The organism is Promicromonospora sp. NPDC050262 (assembly GCF_040655935.1).
Lineage (GTDB): Bacteria > Actinomycetota > Actinomycetes > Actinomycetales > Cellulomonadaceae > Promicromonospora.
Genome location: NZ_JBFAKX010000007.1, coordinates 126,014 through 138,550, shown reverse-complemented (window position 1 = coordinate 138,550; position 12,537 = coordinate 126,014). Strand labels below are relative to the sequence as shown.

12 protein-coding genes are annotated in these 12,537 nt (G+C 72.2%); all 12 read left to right on the top strand.

The features are described from left to right. The first annotated feature begins 10 nt into the window (after positions 1 to 10). The 12 genes from AB0I29_RS13075 (at position 11) to nuoK (ending at position 12,532) form a co-directional block, all read left to right on the top strand. Positions 11 to 1,306: a geranylgeranyl reductase family protein gene (locus tag AB0I29_RS13075; RefSeq protein WP_357481994.1), complete on the top strand. Its 1,296-nt coding sequence runs from the start codon at positions 11 to 13 to the stop codon at positions 1,304 to 1,306. Between the two features lie 43 nt (positions 1,307 to 1,349). Further along, the gene (locus AB0I29_RS13070; protein ID WP_020016036.1) at positions 1,350 to 1,709 is read left to right on the top strand and encodes an NADH-quinone oxidoreductase subunit A; all 360 of its coding nucleotides are present in this window, start codon (positions 1,350 to 1,352) and stop codon (positions 1,707 to 1,709) included. Between the two features lie 75 nt (positions 1,710 to 1,784). Further along, entirely contained in the window at positions 1,785 to 2,336 is a 552-nt protein-coding gene (locus AB0I29_RS13065) for an NADH-quinone oxidoreductase subunit B (protein ID WP_036971201.1), read from the top strand. Continuing rightward, on the top strand, positions 2,333 to 3,100 hold the full coding sequence (locus AB0I29_RS13060; protein ID WP_285100865.1) for an NADH-quinone oxidoreductase subunit C: 768 nt from the start codon (positions 2,333 to 2,335) through the stop codon (positions 3,098 to 3,100). Before AB0I29_RS13065 ends, AB0I29_RS13060 begins: the two co-directional genes overlap by 4 nt. Continuing rightward, positions 3,097 to 4,467, top strand: a complete 1,371-nt coding sequence (locus tag AB0I29_RS13055) for an NADH-quinone oxidoreductase subunit D (RefSeq protein ID WP_357481991.1) — start codon at positions 3,097 to 3,099, stop codon at positions 4,465 to 4,467. The genes AB0I29_RS13060 and AB0I29_RS13055 overlap by 4 nt, the downstream gene beginning before the upstream one ends. Beyond that, positions 4,464 to 5,312: an NADH-quinone oxidoreductase subunit NuoE gene (nuoE, locus tag AB0I29_RS13050; protein ID WP_285100866.1), complete on the top strand. Its 849-nt coding sequence runs from the start codon at positions 4,464 to 4,466 to the stop codon at positions 5,310 to 5,312. Before AB0I29_RS13055 ends, nuoE begins: the two co-directional genes overlap by 4 nt. Next, positions 5,309 to 6,655, top strand: a complete 1,347-nt coding sequence (gene nuoF, locus AB0I29_RS13045; protein WP_285100867.1) for an NADH-quinone oxidoreductase subunit NuoF — start codon at positions 5,309 to 5,311, stop codon at positions 6,653 to 6,655. Before nuoE ends, nuoF begins: the two co-directional genes overlap by 4 nt. Continuing rightward, positions 6,652 to 9,288: an NADH-quinone oxidoreductase subunit G gene (locus AB0I29_RS13040; RefSeq protein WP_357481988.1), complete on the top strand. Its 2,637-nt coding sequence runs from the start codon at positions 6,652 to 6,654 to the stop codon at positions 9,286 to 9,288. The genes nuoF and AB0I29_RS13040 overlap by 4 nt, the downstream gene beginning before the upstream one ends. Next, entirely contained in the window at positions 9,285 to 10,580 is a 1,296-nt protein-coding gene (gene nuoH / locus AB0I29_RS13035; protein ID WP_357481986.1) for an NADH-quinone oxidoreductase subunit NuoH, read from the top strand. The genes AB0I29_RS13040 and nuoH overlap by 4 nt, the downstream gene beginning before the upstream one ends. Beyond that, positions 10,573 to 11,412, top strand: coding sequence for an NADH-quinone oxidoreductase subunit NuoI (gene nuoI, locus AB0I29_RS13030; RefSeq protein WP_357481984.1), 840 nt, complete (start codon positions 10,573 to 10,575; stop codon positions 11,410 to 11,412). The genes nuoH and nuoI overlap by 8 nt, the downstream gene beginning before the upstream one ends. Continuing rightward, positions 11,409 to 12,233, top strand: a complete 825-nt coding sequence (locus AB0I29_RS13025; protein ID WP_285100871.1) for an NADH-quinone oxidoreductase subunit J — start codon at positions 11,409 to 11,411, stop codon at positions 12,231 to 12,233. The genes nuoI and AB0I29_RS13025 overlap by 4 nt, the downstream gene beginning before the upstream one ends. Next, on the top strand, positions 12,233 to 12,532 hold the full coding sequence (nuoK, locus tag AB0I29_RS13020; protein WP_285100873.1) for an NADH-quinone oxidoreductase subunit NuoK: 300 nt from the start codon (positions 12,233 to 12,235) through the stop codon (positions 12,530 to 12,532). The genes AB0I29_RS13025 and nuoK overlap by 1 nt, the downstream gene beginning before the upstream one ends. The last annotated feature ends 5 nt before the right edge of the window (positions 12,533 to 12,537 follow it).

Here is a 12,537-nt window from a genome sequence, read left to right as displayed (position 1 = left end):
CGTGCGAAGAGTGATACGCGACGACGCGGATGTCATCGTGGTGGGCGCCGGTCCGGCCGGCTCGTCCACCGCGCACTGGTGCGCGGCCGCGGGGCTCGACGTGCTCCTGCTGGAGAAGGGCGAGTTTCCCCGGGACAAGATCTGCGGCGACGGCCTGACGCCGCGCGCCGTGGCCGAGCTCGTCCGCATGGGGGTGCCCACCCGCGAGGAGGACGGCTGGATCCGCAACCGCGGCCTGCGGGTGCACGGCGGCGGCCGCTCCTACGAGCTGGACTGGCCCGACCTGACGACCTACCCGGGCTACGGCATGGCCCGCGCCCGCATGACGCTGGACCACACCCTGGCCCAGCACGCCCAGGCGAGCGGCGCCAAGCTGCTGGAGCGCACCAAGGTCACCGGCGCCCTGCGCGCGGACGACGGCCGCGTGGTCGGCGTCACCGCCCAGCCGCTCGACGCCCGCGGCCGCGCCGAGGGCCCGGTCAAGGAGTTCCGCGCCCCCGTGGTGGTGGCGGCCGACGGCGTCAGCTCGCGCTTCGCCCTCGGCATCGGCCGGGAGCGCCGCGACGACCGCCCCATGGGCACCGCCGTCCGGGCCTACTACCGCACCCCGCGGCACGACGACCCGTTCATGGAGTCGCACCTCGAGCTGTGGGACGGCGAGCCGGGCAAGAGCGCCCTGCTGCCGGGTTACGGCTGGATCTTCCCGCTCGGCGACGGCACGGTGAACGTCGGCCTCGGCAGCGTGTCCTCCACCCCGGCCCGGCAGTCCGCGGCCGGCATCGACTACCGGCGGCTCATGGAGACGTGGCTCGAGAAGAGCGCGCCGGAGGGCTGGGACCTGGTGCACGAGCCGGAGCGCGGGCCCATCCGCGGCGCGGCCCTGCCCATGGGCTACAACCGCGGCCCCCTGTACGCGGCCGGCGTGCTCCTGGCCGGCGACTCCGCCGGCATGGTGAGCCCGTTCAACGGCGAGGGCATCGCCTACGGGCTGCAGGCCGGGCGCGTGGCCGCCGAGGCGATCAGCCAGGCCCGGCACCGCGCCACCGACGAGGCCCGCGAGGCCACGCTCGCCACCTACGCGGAGCGCATGCGGGCCGACCTGGGTGGCTACTACACGCTGGGCCGCTGGTTCGTGCGGCTCATCGAGCACCCCGAGATCATGCGGGTCTGCGTCCGGTACGGCCTGCCGCGCAAGGTCGTCATGCAGTTCACGCTCAAGCTCCTGTCCGACTGCTACGAGCCGCACGGCGGCGACTGGGTCGACCGGGTCATCGCGGGCCTGACCAGGGTGGTCCCGAGCTCATGAGCATCACGTCCATGAAGGGCAAGCCGTCCACGAAGGGCACAGCATGAATCCCTACGTACCCATCCTGATCCTCATGGCGATCGGGGCGGTCCTGGCGCTCGGCGGTGTCGCCGCGAGCGCGATCATCGGCCCCAAGCGCTACAACCGCGCCAAGCTCGACTCGTACGAGTGCGGCATCGAGCCGACGCCGCACGCGGTGGGCGGCGGTCGGCTCCCGATCAAGTACTACCTGGTGGCGATGACATTCATCGTCTTCGACATCGAGGTCGTCTTTCTCTACCCGTGGGCCGTGGACTTCACGACGCTCGCGACGTTCGGGCTGGTGGCGATGCTGGCGTTCCTGGCGCTGATCACCGTCCCGTTCGTCTACGAGTGGCGCCGCGGCGGCTTCGACTGGGTCTGAGACAGCGACTGGACGTCCGGCGCCTGACAGCGCCGGGCAGCGACGCCGGGCCGGGCCCGGCAGCAAGGAGGGGACATGGGTGTCGAGGAAGCGCCGTCAGGGTTCCTGCTGACGACGATCGAGGACCTCGCGGGGTACCTGCGCAAGGCCTCGGTGTGGCCGGTGACGTTCGGCCTGGCCTGCTGCGCCATCGAGATGATGGCGGCGGGCGCGTCGCGGTTCGACCTGTCGCGGTTCGGCATGGAGGTGTTCCGTGCGTCGCCGCGCCAGGCCGACCTGATGATCGTCGCGGGCCGGGTGAGCCAGAAGATGGCCCCGGTGGTGCGCCAGGTGTACGACCAGATGAGCGAGCCCAAGTGGGTGCTCTCCATGGGCGTGTGCGCGTCGTCGGGCGGGATGTTCAACAACTACGCGATCGTCCAGGGCGTGGACCACGTGGTCCCGGTCGACATCTACCTGCCCGGCTGCCCGCCGCGCCCGGAGATGCTGATCAACGCGATCCTCGGGCTGCACGACCACATCCAGAACGCGCCGCTCGGCGTGAACCGGATCGAGGCCGCGCGCGCCGCCGAGGCGGCCGCGATGGAGGCCACGCCGACCTTCGAGATGAAGGGCCTGCTGCGATGAGCGACGTCACGCCGGGCGGCGACCAGGGCTCGGCCCTGACGCCCCCGGAGGGGGCGGCCACCTTCGAGGTGGTCGAGGTCAAGAAGGGCATGTTCGGCGCCCAGGGCTCGGGCGACACGTCCGGCTACGGCGGCCTGGTCACGCCCGTCGCGATGCCTGCGGCGTCCCCCCGCCCGTACGGGAGCTGGTTCGACCAGGTGGTCGACGTCCTGGCCGAGGTGCTGGAGGACGCCGCACGGACCGGTGGGCCCACCTTCGACCAGGCGGTCGAGAAGGTGGTCGTGGACCTGCACGGCGCCGCGAGCGCGGACGCGCAGCAGGCGGAGCTGACGATCCACGTGGCCCGCGAGCACGTCGCCGCCGTCTGCCAGGCGCTGCGCGACGACCAGGACCTGCGGTTCGAGCTGTCGCTCGGGGTCAGCGGCGTCCACTACCCGCACGACGCGGGCCGGGAGCTGCACGCCGTCTACCACCTGGCCTCGGTCACGCACTCCCGCCGGCTGCGGCTGGAGGTCGCCGCGCCCGACGACGACCCGCACATCCGGTCGACCACGTCCGTGTACCCGTCCAACGACTGGCACGAGCGCGAGACCTACGACTTCTTCGGGATCGTCTTCGACGGCCACCCCGCCCTGACCCGCATCGAGATGCCGGACGACTGGGTGGGCCACCCGCAGCGCAAGGACTACCCGCTCGGCGGCATCCCCGTCGAGTACAAGGGCGCCACGGTGCCCCCGCCGGACACGAGGAGGAGCTACTCATGAGCGCTCCCACTGACCACAGGCCGCCGCCCGCCCCGCACGCGACGCGCCCCGCCGGGAACGAGGACGTGTCGTCCACCGTGCGCGCCTTCGAGGCCTACGGCGACGGCGACTGGGACGACATCGCGCGCGAGGCGATCGGCGAGGAGCGGATCGTCGTCAACATGGGTCCCCAGCACCCGTCCACGCACGGCGTGCTGCGTCTCATGCTGGAGATCGACGGCGAGACCGTCACCGAGGCCCGGGCCGGTATCGGCTACCTGCACACGGGCATCGAGAAGAACATGGAGTTCCGCACCTGGACGCAGGGCACCACGTTCTGCACCCGCATGGACTACGTGGCGCCCCTGTTCCAGGAGGCCGCGTACTGCCTCGCGGTCGAGAAGCTCCTCGGCATCACGGACGACATCCCCGAGCGCGCCTCGGTGATCCGGGTGCTGATGATGGAGCTCAACCGGATCGCCTCCCACCTGGTCTGCCTCGGCACCGGCGGCAACGAGATGGGCGCCACCACGGTGATGACCATCGGGTTCACCGCCCGCGAGGAGATCCTGCGCCTCTTCGAGGCCGTGACCGGCCTGCGCATGAACCACGCGTACATCCGCCCCGGCGGGGTCGCGGTGGACACGCCCGAAGGCTTCACCACCCAGGCCCGCGCGGCGCTGAAGAACGTGCGCGGCTACCTCAAGCAGCTCGGCGACCTCATGCTCGCCAACCCGATCTTCAAGGCGCGGCTGACGAACGTCGGCGTGCTGAACCTCTCCGGCTGCATGGCCCTGGCCGTGACCGGACCGGTGCTGCGCTCCACGGGCCTGCCGTACGACGTCCGCAAGGACAACCCGTACTGCGGCTACGAGACCTACGACTTCGACGTCCCCACCTCGAAGGGCGCCGACTGCTACGACCGCGTCGTGCTCCGCGTCGAGGAGTGCTACCAGTCGCTGAAGATCATCGAGCAGGCCCTGGAGCGGCTCGACCGCACCGAGGGCGAGCCCGTCATGGTCGCCGACAAGAAGATCGCGTGGCCCGCCCAGCTCGCCGTCGGCGGCGACGGCCAGGGCAACTCGCTGGAGCACATCAAGAAGATCATGGGCACCTCCATGGAGGCCCTGATCCACCACTTCAAGCTGGTCACCGAGGGCTTCCGCGTCCCCGTGGGCCAGGCATGGCAGACCGTGGAGCACCCGCGCGGCGAGCTCGGCGTGCACGTCGTGTCCGACGGCGGCACCCGCCCCTACCGCGCGCACTTCCGCGACCCCTCGTTCAACAACCTCCAGGCCACGTCGGTGATGTGCGAGGGCGGCCAGGTGGCCGACGTCGTCGTCGCCGTCGCGTCCCTGGACCCCGTGCTGGGAGGTGTGGACCGATGACCGCAGATCCGCAGGCGGCCACGAAGACCGGCTACGACGCCGAGACCGTCGCGTCCCTGACCGCCGACGCCACGGCGATCATGGCCCGCTACCCGGACCCGAGGTCCGGCCTGCTGCCGATGCTGCACCTCGTGCAGTCGGTCGACGGGTACGTGAGCCGCGACGGCATCCTGTTCTGCGCCGAGACGCTCGGCATCACGGCCGCCGAGGTCTCCGCCGTCGCCACCTTCTACACCCAGTACAAGCGCCACCCCAACGGGAAGTACACCGTGGGCGTGTGCACCAACACGCTGTGCGCCGTCATGGGCGGCGACGCCATCTTCGACGAGCTCAGCGACCACCTCGGCGTGGGCCACGACGAGACCACCGACGACGGCGCCATCACCCTGGAGCGCATCGAGTGCAACGCCGCCTGCGACTACGCACCCGTCGTGATGGTCAACTGGGAGTTCTTCGACAACCAGACGCCCGAGACGGCCACGGCGCTCGCGGACCAGCTGCGCCTCGGTGACGACGTCGTCCCCACCCGGGGCGCCGCCTCCGTGTGCTCGTTCAAGCAGATGAGCCGCATCCTGGCCGGGTTCCCCGACGGCCGCGCCGACGAGGGCGTGGGCGCGGGAGAGCCGACCCTGGCCGGGCTCGCGATCGCCCGCGAGCGCGGCTGGACGGCGCCGGACGCCCCGGCGGCCGACGGCGCGGCGGACGGCACCGCCGCGGACGGCGCGGCCGCGGGGCAGACCAGCCCGCCGGTCGGCACGCCCGGCTCCTCGGCCGAGCGCAAGCCCGCGACGTCGTCCGACACCGAGGTCGGCAAGGACAAGAAGCCCGGGGAGGACGCGAAGTGAACCTCACACCGGTACTCACCGACACGTGGGACAAGGACCGCTCCTGGCGGCTGGCCACGTACGAGCGCAACGGCGGCTACGCCGGGCTCAAGAAGGCCCTGACCATGGAGCCGGGCGCGCTGGTCCAGGCGGTCAAGGACTCCGGCCTGCGCGGCCGCGGCGGCGCGGGCTTCCCCACGGGCATGAAGTGGGGCTTCCTGCCCCCGCCCGACGGCGGCCCGCGGTACCTGGTGGTCAACGCCGACGAGTCGGAGCCGGGCACCTGCAAGGACATCCCGCTGATGCTCGCCAGCCCGCAGCACCTCATCGAGGGCGTGGCGATCACGAGCTACGCGATCGGCTGCGACCACGCGTTCATATACGTGCGCGGCGAGGTGCTGCACGTCTACCGACGGCTGCTGAACGCGGTCGAGGAGGCATACAAGGCGGGCTACCTGGGCAAGAACATCCAGGGCTCGGGCTTCGACCTCGACGTCACGGTGCACGCCGGCGCGGGCGCCTACATCTGCGGCGAGGAGACGGCGCTGCTCGACTCCCTGGAGGGCCTGCGCGGCCAGCCGCGGCTCAAGCCGCCGTTCCCCGCGGTCGCCGGCCTGTACGCCCGGCCCACCGTGGTCAACAACGTGGAGTCCATCGCGTCGGTGCCCGGCATCGTCGCCCGGGGCGCCGACTGGTTCTCCTCGATGGGCACCGAGAAGTCGCAGGGCCACGGGCTGTTCTCCCTGTCGGGGCACGTCACCCGGCCCGGCCAGTACGAGGCCCCGCTCGGCATCACGCTGCGCGAGCTGCTCGACCTGTCGGGCGGCATCCGCGCGGGGCACGAGCTGAAGTTCTGGACCCCCGGCGGGTCGTCCACTCCGATCTTCACGCAGGCCCACCTGGACACCCCGCTCGACTACGAGTCGGTGGGCGCCGCGGGGTCGATGCTCGGCACGCGCGCGCTGCAGATCTTCGACGAGACGGTGTGCGTGGTCCGGGCCGTGTCCCGCTGGACCGACTTCTACGCGCACGAGTCATGCGGCAAGTGCACGCCGTGCCGCGAGGGCACCTACTGGCTCAAGCAGGTGCTGCGCCGCATCGAGGCCGGCGAGGGGCAGGACGGCGACCTGGAGCTCCTGGTCGACCTGTGCGACAACATCCTGGGCAAGGCGTTCTGCGCGCTGGGCGACGGCGCGGTCTCGCCCGTCACGTCGAGCATCGAGCACTTCCGCGCCGAGTACCAGGCGCACATCGACGGCCACGGCTGCCCGTTCGACCCGAGCGCGTCGGCGCTGTTCCCGTACACCCCCAAGACACGGACACCGGGCGCCCTCACGGGCGCCGGGGCGGGAGGTCACCGATGACCGTCACCACGAACAACCCCACGACCGAGGCGGCCCCGGTCGAGCTGGTCACCTTCACCATCGACGGCACCGAGGTGAGCGTCCCCCAGGGCACGCTGATCATCCGCGCCGCCGAGCAGGCCGGCATCCAGATCCCGCGGTTCTGCGACCACCCGCTCCTGGCGCCCGCCGGCGCGTGCCGGCAGTGCCTCGTCGAGGTGGCCATGCCGGACCGCGAGGGCAACGTGCGGCCCATGCCCAAGCCGCAGGCGTCGTGCACCATGACGGTCGCGCCGGGCATGGTCGTCAAGACGCAGCACACCTCCGCCGTCGCCGACAAGGCGCAGCAGGGGGTCATGGAGCTGCTGCTCATGAACCACCCGCTGGACTGCCCGGTCTGCGACAAGGGCGGCGAGTGCCCCCTGCAGAACCAGGCGATGAGCAACGGCCGGCCGGAGACGCGGTTCACCGACGTCAAGCGCACGTTCCCCAAGCCGATCGCGCTGTCCACGCAGATCCTGCTGGACCGCGAGCGCTGCGTGCTGTGCCAGCGCTGCACCCGGTTCAGCGAGGAGATCGCGGGCGACGCGTTCATCGCGCTGCAGGACCGCGGCGCGCACCAGCAGATCGGCCGGTACGACGAGGACGTGCTCGGCTTCGCCGGCGCCGAGTCGAGCACCGGTCCCGTGGACCGTCCGATCGGGGAGGCCACCACGGACACGTCCGGGCGGCCCTTCTCCTCCTACTACTCGGGCAACACCGTGCAGATCTGCCCGGTGGGCGCCCTGACGGGCGCGGGCTACCGGTTCCGGTCGCGTCCGTTCGACCTGGTGAGCACCCCGGGCATCGCCGAGCACGACGCGTGCGGCTCCGCGATCCGCATCGACCACCGTCGCGGCCAGGTGCTGCGCCGGATGTCGGGCGAGGACCCGGTGGTCAACGAGGAGTGGATCACCGACAAGGACCGCTTCGCGTTCACGTGGCAGTCCGCGCCGGACCGGGTCACCACCCCGCTGGTGCGCGAGAACGGCGAGCTGCGCCCCGCGTCCTGGGTCGAGGCCCTCGAGGTCGCGGCGGCCGGCCTGGCCGCGGCGCGCGAGAACGGCGGTGTCGGCGTGCTGCCGGGTGGCCGCCTCACCGTCGAGGACGCGTTCGCCTGGTCCCGGTTCGCCCGGACGGCGCTCGGCACCAACGACGTGGACCAGCGGGTGCGCGTGCACTCCGCCGAGGAGGCCGCGTTCCTGGCCCGCGTCGTGGCCGGTTCCGGCGTCGGCGTCACGTTCCGCGACCTGGAGCAGGCGCCCGCGGTGCTGCTCGTCGGTCTGGAGGCCGAGGAGGAGGCGGGCGTCACGTTCCTGCGGCTGCGCAAGGGCGCCCAGGGCAAGGCCGGGACCAAGGTCTTCTCGATCGCCCCCTACGCGACCCGCGGCCTGACCCGCCTGGACGGCACGCTGCTCCCGGCGGCCCCCGGCACCGAGGCCGAGTGGCTGACCAGCCTGACCACCAGCCTGGCCGGCGGCCTGCTCCCGGCGGACGCCCCGACGTCCGACATCGACACGAGCGCCCTGGCCCAGCCGGGTGCCGTGATCCTCGTGGGCGAGCGCCTCGCGGGCTCGCCGGGCGCCTACACCGCGGCCCTCGGGCTCGCCGAGGCGACGGGCGCGCGGCTCGCGTGGATCCCGCGCCGTGCGGGCGAGCGCGGCGGCATCGAGGCCGGCCTGCTGCCGGACCTGCTGCCGGGCGGCCGTCCGGTGGCGGACGCCTCGGCGCGCGCCGAGGTCGCCCAGGCCTGGGGCGCCGAGCTCCCGGCCACCCCCGGGCGCGACACCGCGGGCATCCTCGCGGCGCTCGCCTCGGGCGCGCTCGGCGGGGCCGTGGTCGGCGGCGTCGAGCTCGCCGACCTGCCCGACCCGGCCGCCGCCCGCGCCGCGCTCGACGCGACGCAGGCCCGCGGCGGGTTCGTCGTGAGCCTGGAGGTGCGGGCCTCGGAGGTGACCGAGCGGGCCGACGTCGTGCTCCCGGTCGCGCCGCCCGTGGAGCGCGCCGGCTCGTACTGGAACTGGGAGGGCCGTGTGCGGTCCTTCGGCGCCGCGCTCGAGTCGAGCGCGCTGCCTGACCACCGCGTGCTGCACGTGCTGGCCCAGCAGCTCGGCGTCGACCTGCAGGCGGGCTCGCCCGCCGAGGCCCACCTCGCGATCGCCCTCACCCAGGGCGCGTGGGAGGGCGAGCAGGTGACGCTGGAGAGCGACGTCCTGGCCGCCCCGCCCACCGTCGGACCGGGTCAGGCGGTGCTCGCCACCTGGCGGCTCCAGCTCGACGCGGGCAGCGGCCAGGACGGCGAGCAGTTCCTCGCCGGCACGGCCAAGCGGCCCGTCGCCCGGATGTCCGCCGTCACGGCGAGCGGCTTCGGGGTGTCGGACGGCGAGACGGTCATCGTCAGCACGCCGCGCGGCTCCGTCCGGGTGCCCGCGGCGGTGACCGACCGGATGGTCGACGGCGTGGTCTGGCTGCCGCTGGCCTCCGCCGGCTGCCGCGTGCACGAGACGCTCGGGGCTTCCGCGGGCGACCTCGTCAGCGTCAGCCCCCACGTGGCGGACGTCCGGGTCACCACGGCGGCCCGCACGTTCCACGGCTCGGAAGGAGATGCCCGATGAACCCGGTGCTGCTGGCCGAGGCCGCGCCCGGCGTCGCCGCCGACTTCTCGCAGGAGACCATCTGGGCCTCGATCGTCAAGGCCGTGCTGATCGTGGTGTTCCTGCTGACCAGCGTGCTCTTCGCGATCTGGTTCGAGCGCAAGGTCGTGGCGCGCATGCAGGTGCGCCCCGGCCCCAACTGGCACGGGCCGTTCGGTCTGCTCCAGTCGCTCGCGGACGCCATGAAGCTGCTGCTCAAGGAGGACATGACGGTCACGCGGGCCGACCGGTTCGTGTACCTCCTGGCACCGATGATCTCGGTGTTCTGCTCGCTGCTCGTGTTCGCCGTGATCCCGTTCGGACCGAGCCTGCCGTTCCCGTGGACCGACTGGACCACGCCGGCGCAGCTCACCGACTTCCCGGTGGCGGTGCTGTACGTGCTGGCCGCCGCGGCGCTCGGCGTCTACGGCATCGTGCTCGGCGGCTGGGCCTCCGGCTCCACCTACCCGCTGCTCGGCTCGGTCCGGTCCACGGCGCAGGTGATCAGCTACGAGCTCGCGATGGGCCTGTCGCTGGTGAGCGTGTTCATCATGGCGGGGTCGATGTCGACGTCGCAGATCGTCTCCAGCCAGACGCAGATCTGGTGGTTCATCCCGCTCGCGCCGGCCTTCGTGATCTACGTGATCTCGATGATCGGCGAGACCAACCGCCTGCCGTTCGACCTGCCCGAGGCCGAGGGCGAGCTCGTCTCCGGCTACATGACCGAGTACTCGTCGATGAAGTTCGCCTGGTTCTTCCTGGCGGAGTACATCAACATGCTCAACGTCTCCGCGGTCTGCGTCACGCTCTTCCTGGGCGGCTGGCGGGCACCGGTGCCCGACGGGTTCCTCGGCGGCGCGCTGAACGAGGGCTGGCTGCCCATCATCTGGTTCCTCGTGAAGCTCTGGGCCGTCATGTTCTTCTTCGTGTGGGTGCGCGGCACGCTGCTGCGCCTGCGCTACGACCAGTTCATGGTCTTCGGCTGGAAGGTGCTCATCCCGGTCGCGCTGACCTGGGTCGTCGTGCTCGCCGTCGTGCAGTGGCTGCAGCGCGTGCAGGGCATGTCCTTCCAGCAGTTCGTCCCCGTGATCATCGGGGCCGCCGTCGTCTTCATCGCGGTCATGTGGTTCTGGCCGGAGAAGAAGGAGGCGCCACCGGGCGGCCAGGACAAGGAGCCCGTCGACGCGTTCGCCGGCGGGTTCCCGGTGCCGCCGCTGCCCGGCGAGAAGCTGCCCCCGTCCAAGCGGTTCGGAAAGGAGGTCCACGGTGAGTAAGCGAGAGACGGGCGAGTACCAGCCCCTGCGGCCACAGCCGGGACCCATCGGGGAGCTGTTCGCTCCCGTCGCGGGCTTCGGCGTGACGCTGTCGTCGATGTTCAGGCCCACGGTCACCGAGCAGTACCCCCGCGAGAAGGTGCCGACCCAGCCCCGCTTCCACGGCCGCCACCAGCTCAACCGGTACGCGGACGGGCTGGAGAAGTGCATCGGCTGCGAGCTGTGCGCCTGGGCGTGCCCGGCGGACGCGATCTACGTGGAGGGCGCGTCCAACGCGGCCCTGCCGGAGAACGCCGGCCTCCAGGTGAACGCGGACGACTCGCAGGGCGCGCACATGAGCCCCGGTGAGCGGTACGGCGGCGTCTACCAGATCAACTACCTGCGCTGCATCTTCTGCGGGCTGTGCATCGAGGCCTGCCCCACGCGGGCGCTGACCATGACGAACGACTTCGAGCTCGCCGGCAACACCCGTGCGGGCATGATCTACGAGAAGCAGGACCTGCTGGCCCCGCTGGCCGAGGGCATGCTCGCGGCGCCCCACCCCATGGTGGAGGGCACCACGGACACCGACTACTACAGCGGCGACGTGCTGGGCCCGACGGCGGCGCAGGTCGCCTGGGTCCGCGAGCACCGGCCGGACGACGAGACGCTGGACGCCGCGGACGCCGTGGCGTCGGGCAAGGCGCCCGCGCCCACCCAGCGGCAGCACGAGCTGCGGCCGGAGGAGGGCCCGGGCGCCGCCGAGCGGTCCGCGGGTGCGGCCGCGGTCGGCTCGGTGCGGGTCCTGGCGAGCGACGCGGCCGGCGCCGGCCGTCCGGGGGTGACGGCATGACCCCCGCCGGGCTGGAGATCACGACCGGCGAGACCGTCCTGTTCTGGGTGATCGCGCCGCTCATGGTGCTCGCCGCGCTGGGCCTGCTGTTCGTCAAGCGGGCCGTGCACGCCGCGATGTGCCTCGTGTTCGTCATGGTCAGCATGGCGATCCTCTACATCGCGCAGGAGGCGCCGTTCCTCGGCGTCGTGCAGGTGGTCGTGTACACGGGCGCGGTGATGATGCTGTTCCTGTTCGTGCTGATGCTCGTCGGTGTGGACGCGTCCGACTCGCTCACGGAGACCATCCGCGGGCAGCGCTGGGTGGGCCTGCTCATCGGGATCGGCCTCGCGGTGATCCTGGGCGGCGTCGTGGCCCGTGCCGCGTTCCCGCCCCCGGCCGGGCTGGCCGGGGGAGACCCGGGCGGCGTCGCCAACCCGCAGGCCCTGGCCCGCGTGCTGTTCGGCGACTACGTGCTGGCCATGGAGGCCGTGGGCGTGCTGCTGGTCACGGCGGCCGTCGGCGCTCTCGTGCTCACGCACCGCCGTCGGCTCACCCCCAAGCAGGACCAGCGGGCGGTCGCGGACGCGCGCATCAGGGCGCTGCCCGAGGGCGTCGTGCTCACGCCGCTGCCGTCGCCGGGCGTCTACGCCACCTCCAACGCCATGGACACGCCCGCGCTCGGGCCCGACGGCGAGCAGGTGCCGCAGTCGGTCTCGCGCGTGCTGCGTATCCGCGGCCAGGAGAAGGCGGCGCCGCACGCACCGGGCACCGAGCTCGTCGACGTCCGTACGCGTGACGCCGGCACGTCCGAGGCCCGCACCACCGAGGGAGAGGCCTGATGGACATCACCAACTACGTGGTCCTGGCCGCCGTGCTCTTCGCCGTGGGTGCCACGACCGTGCTGCTGCGCCGCAACGCGATCGTCGTGTTCATGGGCGTCGAGCTCATGCTCAACGCGACCAACCTCGCCTTCGTCACCTTCGCCAGGATGCACGGCGACCTGACCGGTCAGGTGCTCGCCTTCTTCGTCATGGTCGTCGCCGCCGCCGAGGTCGTCGTCGGTCTCGCCATCATCGTGACGATCTTCCGTACCCGCCGCTCGGCCTCGGTCGACGACGTCAACCTGCTCCGGGGGTAGAGAGT

Bases quoted from the DNA above. Each gene is read 5' to 3' on its own strand.
- AB0I29_RS13070 (WP_020016036.1), top strand. From the start codon at position 1,350: ATGAATCCCTACGTACCCATCCTGATCCTCATGGCGATCGGGGCGGTC.
- AB0I29_RS13065 (WP_036971201.1), top strand. From the start codon at position 1,785: ATGGGTGTCGAGGAAGCGCCGTCAGGGTTCCTGCTGACGACGATCGAG.
- AB0I29_RS13060 (WP_285100865.1), top strand. From the start codon at position 2,333: ATGAGCGACGTCACGCCGGGCGGCGACCAGGGCTCGGCCCTGACGCCC.
- AB0I29_RS13055 (WP_357481991.1), top strand. From the start codon at position 3,097: ATGAGCGCTCCCACTGACCACAGGCCGCCGCCCGCCCCGCACGCGACG.
- nuoE (WP_285100866.1), top strand. From the start codon at position 4,464: ATGACCGCAGATCCGCAGGCGGCCACGAAGACCGGCTACGACGCCGAG.
- AB0I29_RS13040 (WP_357481988.1), top strand. From the start codon at position 6,652: ATGACCGTCACCACGAACAACCCCACGACCGAGGCGGCCCCGGTCGAG.
- nuoH (WP_357481986.1), top strand. From the start codon at position 9,285: ATGAACCCGGTGCTGCTGGCCGAGGCCGCGCCCGGCGTCGCCGCCGAC.
- AB0I29_RS13025 (WP_285100871.1), top strand. From the start codon at position 11,409: ATGACCCCCGCCGGGCTGGAGATCACGACCGGCGAGACCGTCCTGTTC.
- nuoK (WP_285100873.1), top strand. From the start codon at position 12,233: ATGGACATCACCAACTACGTGGTCCTGGCCGCCGTGCTCTTCGCCGTG.